This window comes from Planctobacterium sp. AWH2_060 (genome assembly GCF_056158425.1).
In genome coordinates this window covers 4,102,599-4,129,326 of record NZ_JBSWTG010000001.1, presented here as the reverse complement: position 1 = coordinate 4,129,326, position 26,728 = coordinate 4,102,599, and the positions used below count along the sequence as shown (strand labels likewise).

Annotated in this window: 19 protein-coding genes; 13 read left to right on the top strand and 6 right to left on the bottom strand. The window is 44.0% G+C overall.

The features are described 5' to 3' along the window. Positions 1–47 precede the first annotated feature (47 nt). Positions 48–1,073 carry a competence protein CoiA family protein gene (locus tag ACXAD8_RS17655; RefSeq protein ID WP_475231298.1) on the bottom strand — a complete coding sequence of 342 codons (1,026 nt, stop codon included), beginning with the start codon at positions 1,071–1,073 and terminating at the stop codon, positions 48–50. A gap of 133 nt (positions 1,074–1,206) precedes the next feature. On the opposite strand from ACXAD8_RS17655, the gene ACXAD8_RS17650 reads away from it, so the two are divergent. Beyond that, entirely contained in the window at positions 1,207–4,314 is a 3,108-nt protein-coding gene (locus ACXAD8_RS17650) for an SNF2-related protein (RefSeq protein ID WP_475231297.1), read from the top strand. A gap of 227 nt (positions 4,315–4,541) precedes the next feature. On the opposite strand, the gene ACXAD8_RS17645 is transcribed toward ACXAD8_RS17650, so the two are convergent. The 3 genes from ACXAD8_RS17645 to ACXAD8_RS17635 are packed head-to-tail and all read right to left on the bottom strand — an operon-like array spanning position 4,542 to position 7,325. Beyond that, positions 4,542–6,788 (bottom strand): TOTE conflict system archaeo-eukaryotic primase domain-containing protein, encoded by a 2,247-nt coding sequence (locus ACXAD8_RS17645; protein ID WP_475231296.1) that lies wholly within the window; start codon positions 6,786–6,788, stop codon positions 4,542–4,544. Then, positions 6,785–7,015, bottom strand: coding sequence for a type II toxin-antitoxin system RelE/ParE family toxin (locus ACXAD8_RS17640; protein WP_475233011.1), 231 nt, complete (start codon positions 7,013–7,015; stop codon positions 6,785–6,787). The genes ACXAD8_RS17645 and ACXAD8_RS17640 overlap by 4 nt, the downstream gene beginning before the upstream one ends. Before the next feature lie 49 nt (positions 7,016–7,064). Continuing rightward, a complete protein-coding gene (locus ACXAD8_RS17635) occupies positions 7,065–7,325 on the bottom strand; it encodes a type II toxin-antitoxin system ParD family antitoxin (RefSeq protein ID WP_475231295.1) in 261 nt (86 codons plus the stop codon). A gap of 655 nt (positions 7,326–7,980) precedes the next feature. Between ACXAD8_RS17635 and ACXAD8_RS17630 the strand changes: the two genes are divergently transcribed. The 7 genes from ACXAD8_RS17630 to istB all read left to right on the top strand — a co-directional run bounded on the left by ACXAD8_RS17630 (position 7,981) and on the right by istB (position 14,395). Next, positions 7,981–8,190, top strand: a complete 210-nt coding sequence (locus tag ACXAD8_RS17630; RefSeq protein ID WP_475231294.1) for an addiction module protein — start codon at positions 7,981–7,983, stop codon at positions 8,188–8,190. Next, positions 8,187–8,498 carry a hypothetical protein gene (locus ACXAD8_RS17625; RefSeq protein ID WP_475231293.1) on the top strand — a complete coding sequence of 104 codons (312 nt, stop codon included), beginning with the start codon at positions 8,187–8,189 and terminating at the stop codon, positions 8,496–8,498. The genes ACXAD8_RS17630 and ACXAD8_RS17625 overlap by 4 nt, the downstream gene beginning before the upstream one ends. A gap of 357 nt (positions 8,499–8,855) precedes the next feature. Continuing rightward, complete coding sequence (locus ACXAD8_RS17620) at positions 8,856–10,094, top strand: RNA polymerase sigma factor (protein WP_475231292.1); 1,239 nt, start codon at positions 8,856–8,858, stop codon at positions 10,092–10,094. Between the two features lie 110 nt (positions 10,095–10,204). Further along, positions 10,205–11,077 carry a VOC family protein gene (locus tag ACXAD8_RS17615; protein WP_475231291.1) on the top strand — a complete coding sequence of 291 codons (873 nt, stop codon included), beginning with the start codon at positions 10,205–10,207 and terminating at the stop codon, positions 11,075–11,077. A gap of 11 nt (positions 11,078–11,088) precedes the next feature. Further along, positions 11,089–11,445, top strand: coding sequence for a YciI family protein (locus tag ACXAD8_RS17610; RefSeq protein WP_475231290.1), 357 nt, complete (start codon positions 11,089–11,091; stop codon positions 11,443–11,445). 660 nt (positions 11,446–12,105) lie between these two features. After that, positions 12,106–13,638 (top strand): IS21 family transposase, encoded by a 1,533-nt coding sequence (gene istA, locus ACXAD8_RS17605; RefSeq protein WP_475230388.1) that lies wholly within the window; start codon positions 12,106–12,108, stop codon positions 13,636–13,638. A 10-nt stretch (positions 13,639–13,648) separates the two neighbouring features. Beyond that, positions 13,649–14,395 carry an IS21-like element helper ATPase IstB gene (gene istB, locus ACXAD8_RS17600; protein ID WP_475230385.1) on the top strand — a complete coding sequence of 249 codons (747 nt, stop codon included), beginning with the start codon at positions 13,649–13,651 and terminating at the stop codon, positions 14,393–14,395. A 591-nt stretch (positions 14,396–14,986) separates the two neighbouring features. Here istB and ACXAD8_RS17595 read toward each other — a convergent pair. Further along, a complete protein-coding gene (locus ACXAD8_RS17595) occupies positions 14,987–19,195 on the bottom strand; it encodes an FG-GAP-like repeat-containing protein (protein ID WP_475231289.1) in 4,209 nt (1,402 codons plus the stop codon). A gap of 409 nt (positions 19,196–19,604) precedes the next feature. On the opposite strand from ACXAD8_RS17595, the gene ACXAD8_RS17590 reads away from it, so the two are divergent. The 3 genes from ACXAD8_RS17590 to ACXAD8_RS17580 all read left to right on the top strand — a co-directional run bounded on the left by ACXAD8_RS17590 (position 19,605) and on the right by ACXAD8_RS17580 (position 22,364). Beyond that, positions 19,605–19,973: a YacL family protein gene (locus ACXAD8_RS17590; protein WP_475231288.1), complete on the top strand. Its 369-nt coding sequence runs from the start codon at positions 19,605–19,607 to the stop codon at positions 19,971–19,973. Between the two features lie 66 nt (positions 19,974–20,039). Beyond that, the gene (gene rlmF, locus ACXAD8_RS17585) at positions 20,040–20,981 is read left to right on the top strand and encodes a 23S rRNA (adenine(1618)-N(6))-methyltransferase RlmF (protein WP_475231287.1); all 942 of its coding nucleotides are present in this window, start codon (positions 20,040–20,042) and stop codon (positions 20,979–20,981) included. Positions 20,982–21,455: 474 nt separating this feature from the next. Further along, positions 21,456–22,364, top strand: a complete 909-nt coding sequence (locus ACXAD8_RS17580) for an acyl-CoA thioester hydrolase/BAAT C-terminal domain-containing protein (protein ID WP_475231286.1) — start codon at positions 21,456–21,458, stop codon at positions 22,362–22,364. A 150-nt stretch (positions 22,365–22,514) separates the two neighbouring features. Here the strand turns inward: ACXAD8_RS17580 and ACXAD8_RS17575 are convergent, their stop codons facing one another. Beyond that, entirely contained in the window at positions 22,515–23,963 is a 1,449-nt protein-coding gene (locus ACXAD8_RS17575) for an MBL fold metallo-hydrolase (protein ID WP_475231285.1), read from the bottom strand. Positions 23,964–24,166: 203 nt separating this feature from the next. Between ACXAD8_RS17575 and ACXAD8_RS17570 the strand changes: the two genes are divergently transcribed. Together ACXAD8_RS17570 and ACXAD8_RS17565 are read left to right on the top strand one after the other, a co-directional pair. Beyond that, positions 24,167–24,862, top strand: a complete 696-nt coding sequence (locus tag ACXAD8_RS17570) for a response regulator transcription factor (RefSeq protein ID WP_475231284.1) — start codon at positions 24,167–24,169, stop codon at positions 24,860–24,862. After that, entirely contained in the window at positions 24,862–26,649 is a 1,788-nt protein-coding gene (locus tag ACXAD8_RS17565) for a sensor histidine kinase (RefSeq protein ID WP_475231283.1), read from the top strand. The genes ACXAD8_RS17570 and ACXAD8_RS17565 overlap by 1 nt, the downstream gene beginning before the upstream one ends. Positions 26,650–26,728: the final 79 nt, after the last annotated feature.

Sequence of the window (26,728 nt, the reverse complement as noted above, 5' to 3'; positions counted from 1 at the left end):
CAACTGTTGCACGGTTGAAGAAATGAGCACCAAAAGATTAACGCGCTCTAGCTTTTCAACTCTCTGCGATACAAATGCTCGTTGCATTTAGGGCACGGATTGGGGCCAGTTTGCGTTCCCATGTATTCTAACTTGCACATGATGCAATAAAAGGGTTTATCTTTTATTGGTCCGGGGGAAACCTTACTACTGACGGTTTTGGGCGAAATTGCTGCCTGAGCCTCAAGTACAGAATCACATTCGCGCTCTTCTCGCTGGTGGCTCTTCCCAATTGCGACAGCATCTGAAGCCGCTTTTCCATAACTCCCGGGGATTACTGTTTGTGGCCAGTGCCGCTCCGGCGCAACATAAAGTTGGTGCTCTGAATGTTGATTTCGTCTCCTTTTTGCTCGCTCATAGGCTTGCTGCTTTTTCTGCTCTTCAAGATCTACTTTGATTTTTTCCTTAATGGCCTTTTCTCGCCTGTGATAGCGCCATTGCTTACATGGGTGAGGGAATTTCAGCATATTGCACAGTTGTGTTGCGCAGCTTGCTTCCGTGAAGCTCTTTTGCCGGATTAAATGCAATTTCATAAGGTCAAGCTCAATGATGCCGTCAACTTCTTCGCCTTGATAGCCCCCCCTATATTCCCGGCCTTTGTAACTCACAAACACCAACAAAGGATGTCCATTAACCTGTAACCTGGCGTCAAACCTATGGTTTTCTCCTTTGACTGTGACATCAGTGCCGCAGTTTTCATAACTTATTTTGTGGCTATTGGTGATAGTGATGTGCTTCTGCTGTATGGGATGGTAAACAGTGTATTCCGGTAAAAACAAGTCTTGCCCATCCTTTAGTATCTGTCGGATCATCATTCTTAACGCAACAAACCACGAGTATTTACACACCCCGGTTTTCTCTTCCAGGTAGGATTTGTTATGGGCAAAGTGCCACTCTCTTTTATTTCCTTGTCTGGCGATCAAAGGAATACCGCAGCCCGGACAGATACAGGCGCAATTTGCCCCCTTTTCGACCTCGGCTACATCCACCAAACGCTGAGTTTCTGTATTTTTGCCAAAGGGGATTAAGTTCATACCAACGGCCATCGATACAGGACCTTGCCACACCGGGGCAACAAATATTCAACAATTTTATTTCTGTTCATCAGTAGAATTGTTAGACTCCAGTGAATAATTTATACCTGCCTTAAAATATAGACGAAAAATCATGTCTTCAGATACCATTCCCTTTTACGCAGATCCAAAAAATATTGCCGACTGCGTAAGTCATAAAACTTATCGTCTGGGCCTGCATTTTTTTAATAAAAATTGTGTTCTGGAATGTGATAGCTTGCCTGATCAAATAGTGGCTTCCGTGGATGCAGGTGACTCAGATCTCCCCTACCGCGTAAAAATCAATCTTGAGAAAACAACGGGAGAGGTGTTGTCCACCAGTTGTTACTGTGAGGACACAGAAGAAGTCTTTTGCTGCCATGCAGTTGCCGCTTTATTGCATTGTAGTGACCAGTATCAGGCCGACAACGCAGAGCAAGCCGAACAGCATTTACAGCAAACCGCATTACTGGACCGTATCAAGAAAGGTCAAAAAGAGGTAAATGTAGAGTCGCTTTCTGCAACTAATGGTTACGGTGAATGGCGGGCCAGTTCAATTGCATCGGCGACTCACAGAAAAACATTTTACACCGTCAAAATTCGCAGCTTCAATGAACGACAAAATACCTGTACTTGCCCCGACTGGCACAACAACCAGCTAGGAACCTGCAAGCATATCGAAGCTGTGCTGCACGAAATTAATCGTAACAGTAAGAATCAAATCTCCAGCTCTCCCACTACCACTCCTTTCGTATATCGAGGATGGCACGGCCGGGAAGCAGTAATAAAGCTACAACGCACAGCGAACATGTCCGCGGAACTGTCTGACATGCTGGCGCCATTTTTTGATAAAGCAGGATTTTTCACTGGCCAGCTACCTGAAGATTTCTATCAACTTCAATCTCGATTTTATGACAATCCACACATTGAAATCGGTAGCGATGCGCTGGAGCATGTTAAAGCCATTCAGCAGAGACTAAATCATGCTTTGCGGCAACGCGAAATTCAGGAAGAAATCCAGCTCAACGGTGAACGCATTGCAGGTGTCAACGCCAGATTGTTCCCCTATCAGGTTGAAGGCGTTGCATTTTTGGCTTCCAACGGCCGGGCATTACTGGCAGACGATATGGGGCTGGGGAAAACTCTGCAATCCATCACTGCGGCTTTTTGGCTGCATCGTTACGCCAATGTACAAAAAGTCCTGATTATTTGTCCGGCATCACTCAAGGCACAATGGTCCAGAGAAATTAAAAAGTTTACTGGCCTCGAAAGCCAGGTGATTCAAGGAAATGCTAACCAACGTCGCCAGCAATACCGAAACGACAAACTGTTTGTGATCATTAATTACGAAACCACCATCCCTGATCTGGAAGCCATTAACACATTGATAGCGCCCGATCTAATTATTCTGGACGAAGCGCAGCGCCTCAAAAACTGGCGCACAAAAATTGCGTCCAGCGTAAAACTTATTGCCAGTAAATATGCCTTTGTCCTGACGGGCACACCGCTGGAAAACAAACTGGAAGAACTCTACAGCGTGATGCAGATTGTTGATCCAACCTACCTTGGTCCGTTGTGGCGCTTTATGGCGGATTTTCATATCACCGACGATAAAGGCAAAGTGCTGGCTTACCGCAATTTGAGTGAACTGCGCAAAACCATCGCGCCGGTAATGCTCAGGCGCAATCGCTCAGTTGTGAGTCAACAACTGCCATCCATGACTAAAATCCGCGTTGATGTGCCTATGACCAACATTCAAATCGGCCTGCATGATGACGCCATAAGCGCCGCCGGCCAGTTGGCCAATATCGCAAAACAACGCCCTTTGACTCCGACAGAGAGCAATCGACTGATGGCCGCATTGCAACAGGCGAGAATGGCGTGTAACGCCGCAGGCCTGGTGGATAAAACAAGTAAAGGCTCCCCTAAACTGGAAGAATTACGCCGCCTTTTTACCGAAATCTGTATTGATAGTGGTGAAAAAGTGGTGGTGTTTTCCTGCTGGAAACTCATGACCGACATGATTGAACTACTAGTCAAGGAAATGAGACTGGGATATGTTCATTTACACGGTGGTGTACCATCAGCAAAACGTGGAGAGCTGATGAATGCCTTTCGTGAAGACGACAGTATTTCGATATTTATCGCCACGGACGCAGGCAGCACGGGCCTGAATCTGCAATGTGCAACTACGCTCATCAATGTAGATGTACCATGGACACCGGCAATTCTCGAACAGCGCAACGCTCGCATTCATCGACTCGGACAAAGTAAAAATGTTCGTATCATTTCTTTGATTAGTGATAACTCCTATGAAGAACGGGTATTGTCGCTGGTAAATAACAAACAGGATCTATTTAACAGCACTATAGTCGGTGATACAGAAAATGATGTAATCACTATCGGTGCTAAGGGTCTGTCCAGCTTGCTAAGCGATCTTCAGAGCAACGAAACGCCTGAATCAAATGCAGACGCAGCTATCTCTGAGTCCATTGATGGCAACTCAGAAGAGCAAAATATTACTCAAAAAACTTCAACAGAATCAGACGATGTAGCTACCACACTGCCGCAGACTCCCGAAATAACAGACAGGGCTGCAACATCCCAGTGGTTACCTGATGCCCTATCTGAAGACACTCAACTAATTGAAATAATCAGAACTATTGAACAGCAGTTTGCAAAGCGCATTGAAACAATCAAGGCGCAACAAAATCAACTTATTGTGGTTTTAGAGGAAGTTAACGACACAGACGAAGCGTTTGTAGAGCAGTTACAAAGTGACATTTCCGTTATTTTGTTAGATCCCAGAAGCATGCGACAACTGCAAAAGATCAACCCAGAAGGCTGGCAATCTTTGAGCAATAAGCCTCCCCAAGCAACTGCGGCACACTCAGACAAGCAATCCAATACCTGGCACAACGTAGCCTGTGAGAAGTATCAGGCTGCCAAAATCCTTAGCCAGCAAGGTATGGCTGGCGCATTAGACCTATTATCTGCCGCTGTCTGTGCCAAAATCACCGCAATTGCTGATAAGGAGGTATTGCTTTCAACAGATAACGCCAGTCTTGAATTGTATACCAACCCTGCAATCCTTGAAGTCTTAACTTCCGAGGATATTGCCCAATTTGTCAAAGTGTTTAACTTGAGCAGATTGAATACGACAATTCCTGCAGCCCTGACCAACACATTGCTGACAGAGTTGGAAAAAAGTTTGATTTTATAATGCTATTGTTCAATTGGTGGGCCGCTTCGCGGCCAAACCAACTGCCTCGACCTTCAGGTACCATAATTCAAATCAGCTTTTTAGCGTTTTCTCCAGACAAAATGGGGTTGTTTTTAGATTTGGCGGAAGTGTTAATAACCGGTTCGAAGAATTGCTCACCGATCAAACTTTAATGATATCGTAGCCTAGTGCCAAATACCCTTTCTCTCTTTTTTGATACATTCGATTCAACATTGGCTCATTGATTTCTGCATAATCATAAATGCGAACTTCTCGTCAAAAGTACGATGAATACGACCAGCGTATTGAGCAAGTGTGCCTTTCCAGGAGATCGGTAATGTAATAAACAGAGTGTCCAGTCGGGGAAGATCAAACCCTTCGCCGATATATTTTCCAGTCGCAACTAACACTTGTGAGTCGGGTAGTGCCTCATTTGCTTCCTTTCTTTGCCTGGCGCTCATACCACCTGTTAATAAAACACACTTCAAACCCTGCTGGAGCAACATATCCAACAATTTTTCTGCATGACCACGCCTCTCGCTTAACAGAAGACAATGGCGGCCTTCATTTGCTGCGGCAATAACATCATCAATAATCATGACATTGCGCTGCTCATCCTCACTCAGCCATTGGTAAATTTCGCTGATATGAAGCTTCGAATCGTTCTTGTTCGACATGTCAAACTCAGCACTTCTAGTTTTTACAAACACTTTCTGTGTGAAGCTTTTATCAGCTTCATCTAAAACACGATGCCGCACTTTACCCGCCAACATAAACATGATTTTCTGCAAACCATCTTGCCTATTGGGTGTTGCGGTAAGTCCAATAATGTACTTTGCAGAAGTTTCAGAAAGTACCAGCTCGAAACTTGCCGCTGGAACATGGTGGCATTCGTCTATGATAATTTGTCCATAGTTATGTAGTATTGAATTTACCGTGTTGTCCTTTCGATTTATCAAGCTCTGGTAAGTCGCGATATCCACTTCATTCGAGACAGACTTCTTAGCCCCCATATGCACTCCACATTGGATGCCAGTAGCAAAGGTGTTTATGCGCTCCCGCCATTGATCGATCAATTGCTTGTTGTGGACGAGTACCAGCGTGTTTGTTTTTCGTTTGACGATAATACCAATTGCTGTGACCGTTTTGCCGAAAGCTGTGGGAGCATGCAAAATACCAATGTCGTGCTTTATTATCTTATCAACGGCTTTGGTTTGCTCCTTTCTCAACCCGGTAGTCATCTTGATTTTAGTTAGCCTGTTCCCCTTTACTGTTTTTGTATCGAAATGTGGTTTGATGTTTTGAGACTGTAGTAAATCAATCAAGTCATCCTCGCAACCGCGAGGTATCGCAAGGTAGTCTCCTTCTATTCGAGCCAGACTGATAAATCTAGGTGTGTCATAGGTAGAAAACCGTAACGCCTGCTTTTTGAAAAATTCAGGATTAGAGAAACTGGCAATTCTTCGAATACAACTGACCAACTTGGAAGGTAAACTCTCGACTGGAATAAACAACCGATTTGCTCTCACAATAGTTAATTCCTGAGGGCAGCCTGGAATGATTTCTATTGATACCGATTGCCTTTCCCACGGCAGCTCATCCATGGGTTGATCATCAGATTCTGATTTAACCATCTCAGCAACTTCTAAATGGCTCATTCTCGGCAAGTGTTTTAAGAACAGCCATTGTTCTTCTATTGGAGCCAAATCGGCAGTTACAAATTCAGTGAAGCCACTTTTTCTGCGCTTTTGTTGCAAAGGCAAACCAATCAAATTCCCAAATCCGCCTTCTGGCAATAAATCTTGGTTGGGGAACAGACGATCATAGGAGTCAAACGTTAAGCTTGGACACAGTTCCATTGCTTTATCTAAGAGCAAAAAGCCAAGGCGACGAGCAAGCTTTGCTGGCACCTTTTCACTGAAGAATACCCAAAGATGGGCGCCGTTACCGGATTGTGATATTTCGACAGCATGGGGAACATCCAGGGTAATTGCAGCCTCAGCTGTCGATTTAACCGCTAGTTGCCAATCGGATTTATCAAAATCGATTGCCAAAAACTTGCACGCACCCGAATGTCCGAGAGCATAGCTGCCAATTACCTGCGTCCCGGTGAGATGTTTATAGATTTCCTGTTCATTTAGTTCTTTAAAGTTTTGATTTTTGCAATCTGTACACTTGGTATAGGGCTTGTTGCAAATCCCTTGTTTCCACTCATTATAACACGCTGGCGAATAACCTGACTTACCGCTTTTTAGGTTTTCCCACTTTAGGGCAAAGACATCACTCCTTCCTGTGAACAGATCCTTAAATATGGATATTCGTTGTTCAGCGGAGATTTTATCGGTGTTTGAAAGAGTATGTGATTGGCGCATTTTCTCAAGACTAGCTTTGCGCTCGATTAAAACTTGCTTTCGACTCTCCAGGTCCGCGAGTTCTTCGTCTATGGCTTTTAATTGTTCGTTAATTGAACTCATTCGAATACTGAAAGCGGATCCATTCTTTGATGTAAAATTCTCGCTACTTCGATCCCTGTCTCACACTTCCAGTAAAACACGATATATTTTTGCGCCGGAAAGCTTTTTGCATCTTTAAATAACTCTGGCCTGTTTTTACCAATATTGGGAGTAATGGCGATTTGTGTCATAGTTTCATGAAGATACAACACATACTTTTCTGCTTGTGGCCTACCCCAATCTTCAATGGTTCTTGCAGATATGAGTCATAAGTCTTCTTCGGCAAGCTCAGAAAGTTTATAGCTTGCCATCGAGTTCTTTGCTCACATCAGCAAAAATATCGAGTGCAGACTTATCGGAAGTTTGCCCGTTAGACAACTGTTGAAAGCCCTTTCCAACCTCCTCCCTAAATATCTCAAGTTGCTGTTGCTTCGAAACGTCTTTCTCAAACAACAAGCGCAATCCATCTCTGATTACTTCGCTGGCTGAGGTATAAAGACCAGAGGCAACTTTCTCATTAATGCGTTTTTCAAATTCTGAACCAAGAGTGACATTCATAAACACCTCCACACGATATGCTTATATTATGCGCACATTATGACAGTTTTTCTAATTTAAAATTATGAAGCGAACAACGCATTGCTATTGAGCTTTTTAACCTAGAGACCGAGTTGAATACTTTTCTGGCCATGCAGAGAATTTGCAAAGCGTCTTTATATTGTTTTAACTTGTTGATTTTTAAGAATTAAAATAGACACAAACTTTTCAAAATCCGCCGGTAGCAATACTGTGCCGGTCAAATTAAATCAAGTTCTTCGAATTGAGATTTATGTTTTGGGTTGTATGAGCCATCCAAGTAACTCACCCAGCTTAAGAATAACGTGCAAGTAAACACCGACCCCTACTGCGCTCATCTTAAACACATCCCTGATGATCGTCACCCAGTCCTGCCATCCTTGGCAGGCCGTTCAGTCGGTGCGCCACTGCGCGGCTAAAACAACCGCCTTCACCCTCTGGTACCATCTCTTTATAGAGAGACTAAACCGACGTAAGTCGTTTTTTTTTGCTTGGAACTTTGGATCTACCCACTTAACGGGGGATCGGTAATCACAATACTCTGCTTTTAGCTAGTTTTGTGTTTCAAGTTGGGTATATCAACCGATTGGCGTCTCTGCTATATTTCGTAACACGGTTCCAAACATTTCAATTAGTTATGCTATCAGTATCAGATATTGAAAAAATGTCCTTCGTTGACAGACTTAAGGCTATGGAAACAATTTGGACATCAGTACAAAAAGATCTCACAAGTGCGAAATCTCCAAATTGGCATGAAAATGTACTGTCCGAAAGGGCTGACAAAATTACTAATGGAAGCGCACAGTTTATTTCTCTTGAAGAACTGAGAAATAGTAGACCAAAGTGAAAATATTCGATGTAAAAGTAGAGCTAGAAGCCAGAAATGACCTATACGAGGGTGCTATGTATTACGATGAACAGGAAAAAGGTATCGGTGACTATTTCTGGGATAGCCTACTTTCAGATATAGAATCTCTTCTCATTTATGGAGGTGTTCACGAAATACACTGTGGGTTTCATAGAGCACCAGCCAAAAGATTTCCTTTTTTCATTTACTACTTCATCGAAGATAATATCGTTTATGTCGTCGCGATCTTGCCCATGAAAGAGGAGCCAAGCTTGATTGACACTACACTTGTTGATCGAAAAGAGTAGCCGTTTATATGAGCAAAGAATTTGCAAAGTGCCTTTATCGCTTTCCAGGTTATTGATTTTTATTGAATAAAATAGACACAAACTTTTCAAAATCCGCCGGTAGCAAAACTGTGCCGGTTCAAGTATGAAATACATCCTGTATTTCCCCCTTTGGGCCATGCTTCGCATGTTGACGATTGTTCCAGACTAAATAGTGTTGTATCTGGGCCTTGGTAATTTTTAACTCACCGGATTAAAGAGCCAATCCTTGGTATTACGCCCCAACCCAATATTACTGCTTACCAACTGCTTGATTGTTGGGTAGATAGTTGCTCAAATAAGCTTAGGCCTTTTAGTTGTCACTCAAAATTGAAGCCAGTGAATACCGCAATTAATCAACAGCTATCTCAGCTATACAAAGAGCAATCTGGTAAAGTACTTGCCACGTTAGTGCGCTTGCTCGGTGATTTTGAGCTAGCCGAAGAAGCCATGCACGAAGCGTTTTCTGTCGCTCTCGATTCTTGGGGTAATAAGGGCATACCGGCCAATCCAACACCCTGGTTAATCTCGACTGCTCGTTTTAAAGCCATAGATACCCTCAGACGCAACAAACGTTTTAGTAAACTAGAAGCTGACGTGCAACGATTAATCAGTGAGCTTGAAGAATACAATCACGAAGTCAGCAAACAAGAGATTGAAGACGATCAATTGCGTATGATCTTTACTTGTTGTCATCCGGCCATAGATCCAAAAATTCAAATCCCTTTAACCTTACGTGAAGTGTGCAGCTTATCTACAGAAGAAATTGCCAGCGCATACCTGGTATCGCCTTCTACAATGGCACAACGTATTGTCAGAGGGAAAAATAAAATTCAGAAAGCGAAAATACCTTTTGTTATTCCTGAGATTACTGAATTGCCAGAGCGACTCGAAGGGGTTTTATTGGTGATCTATTTAGTCTTTAACGAAGGATATGCAGCGTCAAATGGCGACTCACTGTTACGTGTCGACCTGTCTAATGAAGCTATTCGCCTTGCCCGCTTAGTTTTATCGTTATTACCCGACTCAGAAGTTATGGGGCTGTTAGCCTTAATGTTGTTGCATGAATCCAGAAGTTATGCCCGTACCGATGCCGACGGAAATATTATCTTGTTAGAAGACCAGGATCGAAGCCTATGGCTGCAAACCTATATTGATGAAGGCATGGCCTTAGTCCAAAAAGCATTTACCAACGGTCAGGTTGGCAGCTACACACTACAAGCCGCTATTGCCGCGGAATACGCTAAATCAAAGGGTAGCACAGACTGGAACCAGGTCATTAGGCTTTATTCCCTTTTACTACAGGTGGAACCATCTCCCGTCGTTGAGCTTAATCGAGCTGTAGCAATTGCTATGCGTGATGGTGAAGTAGCCGGGCTCAATATAATAGATAGCATACTAGCCAGTGGAGCATTGCAAGACTATCACAAACTCCATTCAACTCGTGGCGAATTACTTGTTCGCTCAGGGCAAATCACTGCAGCTATTGCTGCCTTTGAGCAAGCATTAGTGCTAGTCAAACAAGCTCCGGAAAAACGTTTTTTAGTACAAAAATTAGCGCAACTAAAAAGCCATTAACTCACTTTTATAAATTTTTTAAAAAATATTTTCATTTCTTGTCGATTAGCTTTTGGTTCATTCGATTAATCAATACAAAACAAAAAACAATCATACAACAGGAAAAATTTATGAAAGTCATGGTAATAGTCAAAGCAACGGATAGCTCAGAAGCAGGGGTTCCACCCACTCAAGAACTCATGAATGCTATGGGTGAGTTCAACGAAAAGCTGGTAAACGCGGGGATCATGGAATCCGGTGACGGTTTAAAACCCAGTAATCAAGGCTTTAGAGTGCGCTTTAGTGGCAACGAGCGTGAAGTAGTCCAGGGGCCTTTTGTTGAAACCAATGAACTGATTGCTGGTTATTGGATTTGGAATGTCGATTCCATCGAGCAAGCCATAGAGTGGGTGAAAAAGTGCCCTAACCCCATGTTGGAAGATTCGGATATAGAAATTCGTCCTTTCTATTCAATGGAAGATTATGCCGACTGGGATACTTCCGGTGAAATTACTGAGAAAGAACAAAGTCTGCGTGACACGGTTACTATGCGAAATAGTATGCAGCAAGCCAAGATGAACAGCTATCTGTTTTTTTCTGGTCGCTGTGAAGAAGCGCTCAACTATTACCAGGAACACTTAGGTGCCAGTATCAGTATGTTAATGCGCTTTAGTGACAGCCCTGAGCCGCTTCCAGAAGATTTGTTAACACCAGGCTTTGAAAATAAAGTCATGCACTGTGAATTTAATGTCGCTAATATCAAACTATTCGCCTCGGACGGCTGTGGTGATAACACCAAGATGAGTGGCTTTAGTCTGGCGTTAACCCTACATAACCAAGACGAAGCTCATAGAGTCTTTAATGCGTTGGCGAAGGATGGACAAATCAATATGCCTTTGACAGAAACGTTCTGGTCGCCACTTTATGGCCAAGTTACTGACCAATTTGGCGTAGCCTGGATGGTAATGCTATCCAGTGAAGAGCTTAAAACAGCAGAACAATAAGGAATAAGAAAATGCAGTACATGTTATTAATTTACAGTGACGAAAATTGTTGGACAGAAGAAGAAATGCAATCCTGCTTCCAAAAATCTATGCGTATATCCGAAGAACTCGCCGCGCAGGGAAAATTAGTCTCTGCCGCCCCTTTGGACTCAATTACCACAGCCACCAGCTTACGAGTTCGTGATGGTAAGCGACAAATCACGGACGGCCCCTTTGCAGAAACCACTGAGCAGCTTGGCGGCTATTATATTGTGGATGTAGAAAATTTAGATGAAGCATTAGAAATAGCAGCCCGTTTACCCCCAGCGGAAAAAGGCACAGTAGAGGTGAGGCCGTTGTTTCCACTTCCTGAGAAGGTTGAAGATTAGTGCATGATTGAATGTGGCTAATTTCAATACCTCTAAAGTTGGTTAATGATGGCAAAACTTGTAACTTGGAAATAAAAGGGCCTAGCCGTTTTACGGATTAAAGGAGATTAAAGGAGGGGGGTCGTATCCGTTTTAAATCTGCTTTAAATGTTCCGTTAAGGAAATGTCATTCGAATGCCGCTAGTGGGTCCATTCTTTGATGCAATATCCTGGCAACCTCGATACCACTTTCAATTTCCCAGTAAAACACAACTTGTTTTTGCACCGGAAAACTTCTGGTGCTTTCAAGCAGCCCTGGTCTGCTTTTTTTTAATAGCTGGCGTTCTGGCGATTCTTAACATTGAATCATGGAGCTGTGTCACATATTTTTGTGCTTGCACCCTGCCCCTTCGGATATGGCCCAGGCAGATATAAAACGTAAATCTTCCTCGGTGCATGTTTCGGTCGAATCCGGCCATCCATTTCGGTTTAATCCGGACACCTGTTTCGGTTTAAACCGAACACTCGTTTCGCTTTAAAGCGGACGTTTTTGGTCTTTTTCCGGGATCCATGTCCGGATTGCCGAAATCAATGTTCGGTTTCCCGAAATCACATTCTTTTTCTCGTTAAATCAACAGGTAAGCTGTTTGCTCTTATTTGATCCAGAGGAAGCCGCTTACGATGCCCAGAGAGAGAACGAATGTGAAAAAAATTAAAGATGTTTTACGCCTGCGGTTTGAAGCCGGGTTAAGTATGCGAGACATAGCTGCGTGCCTGAACCTGGGACCTTCTACCGTCAGCGATCTCGTCGGACGGTTTCAGTCCAGTAAGCTGGCCTGGCCATTGCCGTCTGAATTGACTGATAAGCAGTTTGAAGCCCGGTTATTCCCCGGCAGACACACCAGAAGAATCAAACGCCAGCCTGATTTCAGCAACATTCATCAGGAGCTTAAACGCAAAGGAATGACCAAACTGCTGTTGTGGCAGGAGTACCGCGACATTGAGCCAGCGACAGCTTATGGCTATACACAATATTGCGAGCATTATCAGCGCTGGTTAAAAAAGCAAAAGCGCAGTATGCGCCAGCACCATATTGCTGGCGATAAGCTGTTTATTGATTTTTGTGGTCCCACTATTCCGGTTATCAACCCTGATACGGGGGAAGTGCGTCAGGCGCAGATATTTGTTGCCACACTGGGCGCTTCCAACCACACCTACGTAGAAGCCTGCGCCTCTCAGGGACAGGAGAGCTGGCTGATGGCGCATGTCAGGGCCTTTGAATTCTTCGGCGGGGTGCCGCGTTTATTAGTGCCGGATAATCTTAAAGCTGCTGTGACACGTGCTGACCGTTATACCCCTCAGATAAATGAAAACTATGCTTCACTGGCACGCCATTATGGTACCGCTGTGATGCCCGCCAGGCCTTACAAGCCCAAAGATAAGGCCAAAGCAGAAAATGCCGTATTGCTGGTAGAGCGCTGGATAATGATGCGTCTGCGTCATCAGGTGTTTTACACCCTGTCGTCGCTCAATGCACAAATCAAAGCGCTTCTTGATGACCTCAATAATCGACCTCAGCGGCTTCACCCGGGGTCGCGTCGCGAGCTGTTTGAGCAACTGGATAAACCTGCGCTGAAGCCGTTACCTGCTTACCCGTGGGAATATACCGATACACGAAAATGCCGGCCGGGTCCCGATTACCATGTGCTGTATAACAAACATGCTTACTCTGTTCCTCATCAGCTAGTGGGTGAACAACTGGAAGTTGAAGCTACCGCCCGCATTGTTCGCATTTACCATCAGGGAAAACAGGTTGCTCAGCATGTCCGCAGTCAGCGGGAAGGGGGATTCACCACATTAAAAGAACACATGCCCGGCCAGCATGCAGCGCATCGCTGGAGTCCACAACGATTATTGCAATGGGCTGAAAGCATTGGCAGCGCCACCCGGGAAGTCGTGGCGTGGAGCCTGGGCAGTAAAACCCATCCAGAGCAGGCAATCCGCAGTTGTCTGGGATTGTTGAACCTGGGCAGAAAGTACGGTCACCTCCGACTGGAAGCCGCCTGCCAGAAAGCGCTTCTGTTGGAGCGTCCGCATCGCAAAGTGATTCTGAATCTACTGGAAAACAACAAAGAGCAGCATACCGACACCACTGAGACTGAAGAAACGGTGGTGTCACACCCTAATATACGCGGTCAGCACTATTATCAATAAGGAGTATCTGATGACATTAACCTCACTCAATGAACAACTTCGTGCCCTCAGACTGGGGCATTTTACTCAGGCATTACAACAACAGCAAAGCCAGCCAGCAACGTATCAAGACATGAGCTTCGAAGAACGTCTGGGGCTGTTAGCTGACTATGAACTGCAATGCCGGGATAACACCAAAATACAACGCCTCAGGAGACAGGCAAAGCTACGACTCAACGCTCAGCCGGGTCAGATAGATTACCGCGCTCAGCGGGGACTGAGAAAAGACAAAATCGCGGGATTACTGAACGGCCAGTATCTACACCATTGTCACAATATCCTGATCACGGGTGCCACCGGCTGCGGCAAAACCTTCCTTGCCTGTGCACTGGCAGAGCAGGCCTGCAGGCAACATCATACAGTCCGTTACTATCGTCTTGGTCATCTACTGGATGACCTGTCAGTGGGCCATGCTGATGGTAGTTACCGACAGCAACTCGCCTCACTCGCAAAGCTCAAACTGCTTATCCTGGATGACTGGGGAATGGAAAACCTCAGCACCCGTCAGGCCAATGACTTGTTGGATGTGATGGAAGAGCGCTACCAACAGGGCAGTACCATCATCGCGAGTCAACTACCGATCACGGAATGGTACAAAATGATCGCAAACCCTACTGTTGCCGATGCGCTCCTGGATCGGATATTACACAACAGTCACCGAATCGACCTGGTTGGAGAATCAATGAGAAAACTGGACCAATCCGAACACTTAGCGTAAAAATAGAGATGAGAAAAAGAATGACTTGAAGTTGTTCGGAATCAACCGAAATAACAGGCCGAATTCACCGAAATACGCACTCGGCGAGCTTGGATAACTTATTGCTTGCCATCGATTTATATAGGTTAAGATAAGCACAAACTTTTCAAAATCGGCCGGTGGCAATACTGTGCCGGTTCAGATATAAAATACATCCTGTATTTCACCCTTCGGGCCATGCATTACATGTTGACGATTGTTCCAGACAATCGTGCTCCAGCCTCTGGTACCAAACTTCAAACCTGCTTTTTAACGGGTTTTGTTCGTATCGTCCCTGATACTCACTTGCTTCGCAAGCCAGCTAAAGCTGTCCTATTTTGTTCCAGACAAAATAGTGTTGTATCTGGGCCTTGGTAAATCAAAACTCGCCGGACTAAAGAATCAGTCCCCAATAAAATTAAATCATTTTAATGAAAACCGATGTCTCCTGTTTATGATGAAAAGCCGAAAAGCCTTCCACCATCGTGATTAGAAAACACTAACTGACGATACAATGCCACGAAACTTACGTCTGGCGTAAGATTCGTGTAATGGGCAACTGAGTATAAGTGCTTATTTTTCCACCATTAACATGCGGGTTAAAATGGGTGCAGCGACAGGAATATCATTGGCGTTACTATCAAAATGAATGCGTTCAATCTGACTGTCTTTGCTACCCAGAATATATTGATACTGATTTGATGGACGTCTGACCGCCAGGTCCACAATACCATCGCCGTCATAGTCTGCCACAATCGGGATGTCGTCCTCATGTTTACCGAATTGAACTCTCTGAATGCCATCCTGCCGTGCTGAATTGTAATTACTTCCAGATGAATTCAAAATATACCAATATTGGTTGGATGCTCTTCTTACAGCAATATCGGCCTTACTATCGCCATCATAATCAGCGGGAACCGGAATGTCTGCTTCTTGAGAGCCAAAGCGAACTCTGGAGATACCATCTTCAAATCCTGAAATTTCATCATTTCCTGTTGAATTGCGAATGTACCACATCTGAGTTTCAGGACGCCTTACGGCCAGGTCGGCTTTTCCATCACCGTCATAATCAGCCACAACAGGAATATCGCCTTCCTGATTGCCAAACCTTATCCGCGTAATACCATCGTCATTGTTTGTCAATTCATCTATCCCTGAGGAGTTGCGAATGTACCAGAATTGCGTCGAGGGTCTGCGCACTGCAATATCTGTAATGCCATCACCGTCGAAATCGGCCAATACAGGGATGTCATCAGGCTCTCCGCCAAATTTTATTCTTGAAACGCCATCTTCATTTTGGCTAATAAGGTCTGTACCTGATGAGTTTCGTATATACCAGTATTGAGTGGATGGTCTTCTTACCGCAACATCCGCAATACCATCTCCATCAAAGTCCCCCGAAACAGGAATATCGCCGGAGTCTTGCCCAAACACAATTGAAGAAAGACTTCCGTCTCGACTGTTCATGGAAAATTGCGTAAAGCTTTGGGCATTTCTGATAACAACATCAGCTTTTTTGTCCCCATCAAAGTCAAACGGAACATATCTTCCTGTTGGAGAAACATCAGGATCAGGGGAGATAATAGTGCCATCAGCAAATACAATGATGGTGATATAGCCCAGGGTAAAATTAGAGGGGTCCATTGCGTCTTCCACTCTTACGTTTACCAAATAGACGCCCTCTTCCTCATAAATATGAGATGTCTGAGGCTCACTACTGGTTGTGCCATCCCCGAAGTCCCATGAATAAACATAAGCCCCCATGCCACCAGATGCATCGACATTAAAATTCACCGTTAAAGGTCCAAAACCAAAATAAGAATCGGCGCTTACAGAGTTCAGATAAACAGGTGAAAATTCGCCTATAACATTGACATTAATCGAACCGGGTAAAGACCAATCTCTGCCATCAAATGTGCGATATTGCATTGTCGTGGTGTAATAATCATCGCCATGCACTTCATAAGTAAACAATCCCGAAGCAGTCATGGTGGCAGTCCCTATTTCAGTGAGATCCAGCAATTCATAGCTTAAAGTGTCACCATCAGCATCTGTGCCGGTCAACAAAGTGGAAATGTCTACAGAAAAGTAAGTAGTTAAATCATAATCAGGCGCAACAGGTAACGTATTGAACAGATTTAGAGAAACTGTGTAATTGGCAGAATAACCACCGCCATCAAAGATGCGATATTGGAAAGATGTTGCCGAAACACTGGATGAGTTATTAATGTAGGTATACTCACCAGTAGATTCATTGAGTAGTGTAAGTACTCCAGTGGAAGGCTGGGAGACAATTTCAAAAGAGATAACATCGTTGTTAGCGTCCAGGCCCGCAAGCTCACCAAAATACAAAGTATTCCAATGTACCTCCAATTGTTGACTTTCTCCTTCAGGTAAAGAGTTAGTCAACTCAATAGCGACTGTAGCCAAATTTGAAGCTGAATTCCCGTCGCTAATATAATAAGCGAAATCTAGGCTACCGGTATAACTACCATTGGGTGTATAAACAAATTCACCAGTTGCAGGATTAGTGATTTCCACACTTCCGTATTGAGGCTGCCTGTAGATCCCAAAGGATAATTCAGCAGATCCGGTGTACTCCGCACCAAGCGTGCCTTCTATCCTCTCTCTAAAATGCCCCGAAAACTCAGCGGCAATGGCGACGGGAGCATCACCTACCTGCACTTCGGTTTGACTATATAATCTTACCAGCTGACCGCCGACTAATATTTGGGTTTTTCCATTAACGCTCGCCACCTCAAGACGGTCAAACAGGCCAAAATATGAGTCATCAGTGTCTTCGGTGATCCAGCTAACTTGCTGCCCAACAACATCATAAGCAGCCAATCTTCCTTCGCAGGTAAATGCCAACGAGACCGCCGAAATAGGCTCCAGAGCATTAACAGTTCCGTCGCAAATATCATCTATCTTGTTGCCAGAGCCATCGGACTGAAGTCGATATAAGCCGCCAGAGCTAGTCAGATAGGCAATTTTGTCCCCTGTATACACGTCAGTTGTTATTGCTACAGCTGAATACTGCGTTCCAGTTGCAATCAGGCCGTTGTTGTCCGGATCAATTATGTAAGTTTCATCATGAAGTGCGATAATTTCTTGCGTACCATCGCCATCGATATCAAATGGCTCAATGACCCAAAGATCAGTCCATGAATTGCCCAAATTAGGTAATGTAGACTCCCACTCAAGCGTTGCAGCATCAATGATATAAACATAAATTCCATTGGCCCCCGTATGTTCCTTGCCACTACCGGCTAAAATTTCGAGATCACCGTCATTGTCATAATCAGTTACTGCAATGGAATAAATCGGAGCGCCATCTTCAAAGCTAAGCTCATTTTTTAAGCTTCCATCTGAGGCGTCGAGAATGAAAATACGACCGTCATAAAGCCTGTCTGTTGCCACCAATACTTCATTGACGTTATCACCGTCCAGATCAGCGATGACGGCATCGTGGATGCCTGTCCATGTGAATCCATTAAAGGTATTACTGGATGTGCTCCAAATCACTTCACCAGTATCTCCGTCAATCGCTGTCGCTATCCCATCACCAGACTGGCTTGTGGCAGAGATATTGACACTATCTGTAATACCGTCGTTATTGATGTTCCCAAATGCCACAGACCAATAGGGACCACTTGAACCATCACCGCTTTGCCATTCTCTGGTGTCTGACTGAAGATCATGAACAAAGAGATAATCAGGGCCGCTAGATGAATGCCCGGAACCCCAGAGTACTTCAATGGAATCATCATTATCCAGATCGCCAACCAATATATCTGTTACGCCATGCTCAGGATTGCTAATAGAAGATTTGAAGGAACCGTCTCCATTTTCCAGAATATGGAGACTTCCCCATTGACCATCCCCATAAACCACCTCAGGAATACCGTCACCGTCGGTATCAAAAACCTGAAGAGCATCAATATCAAGATCGGCCGTATGCTCCCATAAAATTCCCTGATCGTCGGCATTAAACGTTCGCAGTCCGTACCAGGAATCGGCCCCCACTATCTCGTCCAAACCGTCATTATCAATATCGCCGCTGGCTACAAACTGATTCGAAAAACCAACGTTACTGTAATCCCACACTACAGAAACATCTTCTCCTGATATTGAAAGTACATAACCAGAGTTCAGTGCAATCTCTAAATTGTCAGCCTGGCTAAACTTGCCAAAGGTAAAGGAGGTCGCCGTGTAGTCGATTGAACGTTCAAAGCTATAGGTTTCCGCGCTATATATTCTTAAGTCGTTATTAGTAAGAGCTACTATTTCAGGTTCACCATCATTATCTACGTCCCCTACCGCCAGGTCATTGACAGAGATTCCCAGAGTAATCTGTTGAACTCGCGCATTAATTGTGTGATCTATTACCTCAATAACACCATCGCCGTCAGCCAGCAACGTGCCATGCAATATCGAGCTATTGGAAAAATCTGTAATGTCGCTAATTCCAGCCGAATACCTTTTGGACTGACAAAGAATGTCATATTCGCCTGTGTTGATATTATATTCTGCAGCAGCAAAGCTGGTATTTCCTCCATAGCCACTGCCGGTGCCAAAAATGATTTCGGGCACGCCATTATCATTAGCATCAGAACGGCTAAAACCACTCGCCCCAAGACCAGACCCCAGAGATTGTGAGGACCAAAGCAAACTATAACCAGCACTACCTGAACTAGAGTTTGCACAAACTTCAGCGTAGATTGACGAAGACAGAGTTAAAAAGAAAACTGAGAGTAATAGACGTAACGTCAAGCGAGACATAGCCATAATTCCTTAACCATATTTAATGAGGTTCAAATGTCGTCTTTGCGATGAGCACCAGGCCAACTGACTAATTAGCCGCTACCCAACTGAAATAAGACCAACCCCCTTCCTAAAAAACAAACTGAAATGGATGAACATCAAGTTCGTTTGTTTTTCAACCACAACCAAGACGCGGAGTGTAATTTAATCCCCTCATTTTAAACAGCAGTTTTTGTAGAATTCACGCATAGAAAACTCCTTATCTTTAGTTTTATGGAATTTTCTACTAATAACCGCTCCTGGTGTTTGAGGGAATTACACAACGAGAATCAGCACCTATACTCAACTTAGTTTGATATAATCGTCCACCGTAATTAGAGCGACATTAATTAAGCAATAGCACACCCGAAGCAGAGGCCAAAAATAGGTGGAATATCAATTTACAAAGCGTTTCTCCAAATACCCTAGCGCAACATTTGAAATGGGTGGCGAGGCCTTCGGATATTGGTTCTCGGAAGAGTTGCGTGACGACCAAACCAAGATTACCAATCTAATAAATACCATACAAAAACTGCATGACAGGCAAATACAAGAATTCAAGTTAACAGGCAAAAATTGTGATTTGCTTTTGTCCTCTGAAGAAGTGGAAGTACGTTCTCATGCCTATTCAGAAGACACTGAAGAGGGCCTACCAGAAGGCGCAGAATGGTGCAGCAACGTCATCGCAGGCTGCGGATTACAAGACTTTGAATCGGTCCTGTTATCCTGGAAGGACTTTACGAAAAGCACTCTTTAATACGTAAACTTGCTCCTTGTTTAGCAAATTACTGTGATAATCCGACCGATATTGATCTGAACTGTTGTGAATAGCAAAACCAATCTCCATCCCAGAAACAAACACAATCAAGACTACAACTTTGACCAACTATGCAAAGCTGTTCCTGAGTTAGACCGCTTTATTGTCAATAGACATGGCAAAAAAACGGTGGATTTTGCTAACCCTATGGCAGTTAAGCTACTCAATAAAGCGCTGCTCAAAGATGCTTACGACATTGTTCATTGGGATATACCTGAAGGCTTTTTGTGCCCTCCTATACCCGGAAGGGTCGATTATATTCATTACTTAGCGGATCTGCTGCACTCTACTTTTCCAGGCGATATTCAACACAACGAAGTCAATGTGTTAGATATCGGGACGGGTGCAAGCTGCATTTATCCGTTGCTTGGCAATAAAAGTTATGGCTGGCGTTTTGTTGCGACAGATATCGACAACCAATCTATCAAAATTGCGAAGCAGATAGTAAATGCTAACAAGGGCTTGCCTAAGGCCATTGAATTACGTCATCAAAAGCAGTCAAATCATATTTTCCACGGTGTAATCAAAGAAAATGAAAAGTTTCATTTAACCCTGTGTAACCCGCCTTTCCATGACTCAGCGGAACAAGCAGCCCTGGGTAGTGAGAGAAAATGGCAGAACCTGGGCAAAGGCGAACAGAAGCAAAAAAGCGGAGCACCTTCTCTTAATTTTGCGGGACGATCTAATGAACTTTGGTGTAAAGGCGGAGAGCTGGCCTTCATACGCAAGATGATCAAAGAAAGCCGAGACTACAGTCAGCAAGTGGCCTGGTTTACGTCACTAGTGTCTAAAAAAGACAATATAAGTAAAATTAAGCTCGCCCTGAAAAAGGCCAGCGTAACGCAAATTAAAGTGGTGAAAATGTCACAAGGACAAAAGATCAGCCGGTTAATCGCCTGGAGTTTTTTAACTCCTGAACAACAAATTAGTTTGTTTTTACAAGAATAACAATCGGGCAACTTCGATAGCCCACCAGAATATGGTCCAGGCAAATAAGGGACGCAAACGTCCATCGGCGAGCCTGGATAACTAATAGCTTGCCATCGATTTCTTTGGTTGCTGCAGCAAACTTATCCAGTGCAAATTTGTTGCAAGCTTGACCATAGGATGATTAATGGAAGCCTTTACCCCTGCCCTATCAAAATTTCCAGTTGTTGCTGCTTAGAAACATCATTCTCAAACTCAGATCCAGAAGTCCCCCTCGCACCATTTGACGACAATATACGCATATTGCGTTCCGCTTATTCACCAATTGATTAATAAAATGAGCCTGCTAATTGTTACTTTGCGCTTAAAAGTGAATGGGCAAAAACAAGATCTCGCACGCAGAATATTACAAAAGTCACTTAATATCGCCGCCGTGGTTGCTTAGAGTGCCACGCTGATTTCAAAAGGTTGTAAAAAAGGAAACGCCAGGTGGTCATGAAAGTTTTAAAATACACGTTAGCGGGTTTGTTGATATTGCTCCTGACAGTCATTGGCTACGTTTTCGCCATTCAAGCGATGTTTGATGTGAACCAGCTCCCTGAGCATTATGGTCAGGTAAATGCAAAGTTATTAACAACTGATGGCGAAAAGCGGCCATTAATCGTTTACTTCGGGGGCAGCGAAGGTGGTAATAGTCTCACCAAAGCCCAGAATACTAGCGAGCGACAGTTTTACATTGATGCAGGGTATGCCATTCTGGCGGTGGGTTACTTCGGCATGCCGGGTATTCCTGCTGAGCTAGACAGAATTTCGTTAAATGGCATATACCAGGCCATCCAACACGCTCAGCAGCATCCGAACATTGACGCCTCGTGTACTGCGCTTATTGGTGGCTCAAAAGGCGCAGAATTGGCCCTTTTGCTGGCCTCCAGATATCCGCAAATCAATACGGTCGTATCACTGGCTGGCAGCCATGTGTCATTTAACAGCACCTCAATTGCTGCAGATGGCCGAACTGCATCCTATTACTTTAACCACCAGCCCGTACCTTTTATACAATTACCCAAGAAAGCTATCCTTCCCATGCTGATGGGAGATTTTCGACGTGCCCACGAGATTGCACTGGAAGATACAGAACAGGTGGCATCAGCCATCATTGCAGTGGAAAAAATCAATGGCCCTGTTCTGCTTATTTCTGGAGAAAAAGATCACGTATGGCCCTCTGCTGAAATGTCCACAGAAGTGGTTCAACGACTACAGCATAAAAACTTTGCTTTTCCCTTTCAGCATCTGATCGTCCCAAACGGCAATCACTTTCAGCCTCAAAACGATTATCACCCACAGGTTTTAGCGTTTCTGAATCAGCACTTTAGACCCCAGTGCAAGGGTAAAGCCCCCTTGTGAAATCGTGAATAGCAATGAGCCATCACTCCTAACCTGGTATCCGCCGGCGGCTTTACTCGAAATCTTAATCCTCGAGTCTTCAAAAATTGCCCCCTTCATTTTCAGGCAAAAAGCTGAAAAGAAGCGGGGAAATTTTATGGATGCTATTAATCAAAGATGAGCTTCATAGGTTTTGTTTACCACGTCTACTGAAATATTATTATTTCGGTAATTTCCTACAATACGGCTGAAATTCAGCTTCTCACTTCGAATAAAGTCGATAAAGGTCTTGGTGTAGCTGGGCACAATTTCGGTAATCGTGTTGTCAGACGGCGTATGCATAAAATGGGACTGGAAAATAATATCCTTGTCTTTGAAATGCACAAACCCCTGGCGTTTAGAGTGCATATTTTCCAATACGTAAAACGTCGCGCCAGCAATGATTTCTCCATGTGCAATTGTTCGAAACTTAAATTTGGAAATATCACCTGCAAAACCGGGATAAGCTTTAATACCACTTATCGTATATTCGTCAGCAAGGATTTCTATTCCATGTGCAGCAAAGACATTGAGGCCGCCAACCTGGTTGATGTGCGGATGAGTAACATAAATTGACTCGACTTTCTTTTGTGGAAATTGCTCTTCGATCAGTTTCAGCGTTTTCTCTGCTACCTGCTGGCTAACAGCGGCACCAAATAGCATTATTTTGTCGCCAACAATTTTGAGCAAACTATTGCGGGCGGCAGATGAATCAGTCACAAGATATAGATCTTTGGCAATCTCTTTTGCCACCAGAATGCCGTCTCCTCTTTGGTATTCTGGCCCATAACCATCTGGCACCTTTAGTCTGGATGGCTCAACCTGAGCAATTTCAGCAAAGTGATCAATGTATTTTATGTAGGTGGGTTTGCTCTCTCCACCGTAATACTTCACCAGTTTACGGGCAAAGGTAAAGCCTCGAGTTGTCTGGTAGTCATCGTAGTAAAAAACGCCGCCTAGCGGACCGTGATTAATTGAAACCAGCTGGATTGGATTATTGCGAAACTTATATTCAACGGCATTATCACCCGCTATTTTGTGGACTAGTGTGGTGCTATCTGACTCTTTGTGCCTTACAAGAGACATATTGTCTTCAATGTTAGGCTCTTCAAATATGGGTCTTACCACCAGAAAGTCTATATTGGTGAGCATATGGCCTTTGAATATGTCGAAATTATCCATATCCAATCGGAAAACCTGCCGTCCTAATACCGTAGCGCTCTTTTCATAAAAAAGGCTTTCGTTATCGTTTTGGAATTGAACTCTGTCAAACAGCCTGCCCCCGGCGTAGTAAAGCACATCGTTGTCGTAAAAGTGCCTATTTTCCAAATCTACCTCTACCACCCTTTGCGACATATGGAGGTTTGGGGCTTGAAAATCCCAATAGTTAAGCACCCGGTATTGGCGATTTAAAAAGTGGTATTTGAGGGTAAAAGCAGCAATGGACAGAGTATCTTCATAGTGGGCTTTCAGCTTAGCGACAAACTGTTCGGTTTCTCCTGCCCAGGCACTGGGGAGAATGCAACAGAAAAGTAGCAGGCAAGTTGTCTTTTTTAAGCAAGTTAGTTGTTTTACGAACATCAATAATCTCCGTACTGGCATTTTCATTAGCTCCTATTTTTAAGGCTATTTTTCTGGTCCAGTCTGGAGACACATTGGTCGTTGTAACAGGCTTGTTATGTAAAAATTGGGGACGTGAAATTTACAAAAGTTTACATGCAGCACTGTTGATAATTGATATAGTCAGGATTTTAATCAGCCAAATTAATCACAGAAGGAATCTAGTGAGCACTAAACCCAAGCTTCTGATAGTTGAAGATGAACCGAGCATTCTGCGGGGACTGACGGATTTGTTTGTTTTTCACGGCTATGAAGTGGAGAGCGAAACTGATGGCCAACTGGGATTGTCTCGCGCGCTGGAGAACCCTTACGCCTGTGTGATCCTGGATGTGATGTTGCCAACATTAAATGGTTTTGAAATCTGCAATGCCATCAGAAAAAATTCGCTAACTCAACCTGTTATCATCTTAACCGCCAAAAATACTGAAGCGGACATCATTAACGGTTTGACTTTAGGTGCTGATGACTATGTTGCTAAGCCCTTCTCAACCTCTGAACTGGTTTTACGTGTTAACGCCCTGGTGCGGCGTTCAGGTTGGACAGGTACCGATAATAAGCTGGCTATCAGTGACGATGTTGTCATCTTCACTAAAACCTTAACAGGTTCATCTTACCAATCGGAGACAAAATATACACGCCTTGAAGTAGACATCATAAATTACTTAAAACACCAACATAAACCCGTTTCCCGGGATGAGTTACTCAGGCAAGTTTGGGGTTATAAAATCACGTCTGAAATGGATACTCGCACAGTGGATATACACATCGCTAAAATCCGCAAGAAAATTGAGGCTGATCCCAAATCACCCAAACACCTGATAACTCACCGTGGCAAGGGTTATCAACTTTACGCCGATTGATGCAGTTTTTTAATCAGCCTTTGCTCAGCTATTCCCATCGTTTGCGTATGTTGCGCAGACTGGCATTGGGATTCACACTCATTTTAATAGTGCCACTAGGGATCCTGTTATTTTTGGGCTATCAGCAACTGGAAAAAGACGCGATAGCCAGTTATGAGAACGAGTCAAACGCCCTGGTTATCGCCGCCAACAGAAAGTTTTATAAAAGACTCACCTTGTCGAACAACCTGCCAGCAACGGCTTTCGATTATTATCAGACAACCTATAACCCTTTGAACCAACAAATGGAACGGGTGGTTTCACCGCTCTCCAGTTTAGATATCCAACAATTGGGAGAGGCCAGATATATTGGTGGCTTAGTGGGTTATTTTCAGTACGGATCAGACGGTCAATTTAATAGTCCGGTTTATCAAGTGTCCTGGGGGCGTGATGATGCAGGTATTACAGAAAACACCTTCGACCAAAGCGAACACCAAAGTACAAGTGAGCTAACTGCACGTCAAAAAGTGGCGTTCAATAACTATCAAATTCTGTCTCAATCGAAGCTCATTTCGGAGCTACTGCAACAAGGCCTGCAGCAGGAGGATGAATTATTCGACATCATCTTTGATATTCCAGAGTATTATGTTTTTTACAGGGTTATCTCCCTTGGGCAACAAAAACGCTTGCAAGGCTATCTGGTAGAGCGGAAACCCTATATGCAGAGCGCTTTTTTAGGGATGTTGGAAAGGCGACGCTTTGACAGCCCGGTGTTAATTACATTGCAAGACACCAGGAACTCCGGGCATGTTGAACACTTTCTCTACGAAAATGCCCCCGATGGCCAGGCTAACGTCAGCCTGAAAGCTCAGATTTCAGATCATTGGCAACAGCAGATTATTTCCAGCGCCCAGCTTGCTACACCTTTTAGCGGTTATCAGGTAACGGTATCCACCAGCAAAATTCCCATGACAAAAACAATGCTATATAGCGGTGTCTTTGTTTTGATGTTGATCGTTATTGTGCTGGCAGCCTGTTATGGCTTTTATCGTTTGGGCGTAAAGCAATTAGCGCTAGCTGAACAAAGGATGAATTTTGTTTCAGCTGTCAGTCATGAGTTAAAAACCCCGCTGACGGCAATTCGTATGTATGCAGAAATGCTGCAACAAGGCACTGTGATTTCAAAGCAACATCAACAAGATTACTTCGCCTTCATCTTTACAGAGAGTGAGCGGTTAACGCGTCTGATCAACAATATACTGCAGCTATCTAACCTCAGTAATCAGCAGCAAAAAGTTGCAGCTGAATATACCAAACTGGCATTGCTGCAAGACCTTATTCGTTCTAAAACCTCTTCGCTGATGGACGCACAAGGCTTTCAGCAAAGTATCATTGTCGACCTTCCTAAGTCCGAAAATATAGGGGTTTGGGTAGAGCAAGATGCGTTCTCACAAATAGTCATCAATATCACTGACAATGCCATCAAGTTTTTTGACAAAAACCAAATCAAAGACCCAAGCCGTCAGAAAGTCGATTTTACTTTTAGACTCCATCCCCATATCGAGCAGCTATTGCAACTGGAAATTCGTGACTATGGAGAAGGTGTTAACAGCGGACAGGAAGCAAAGATATTTGAATTATTTTTCCGCAGCGGGAATGAACTCACCCGCAGTACCCAAGGCACGGGAATGGGGCTTGCGCTGGTGCATGAACTGGTCAAAGCACAACAAGGTACTGTTCGGGCCATCAGACAAAACCCCGGACTTGCCATAGTTGTCTCATTTAAATGTAAGTTGGATCACGATTAGATAGTGGACAAGCCGGACTACCGGGCATAATTAATATGCCATGCTCGTATCGGAAAGAATCAACAAAAAGGCATTCCGA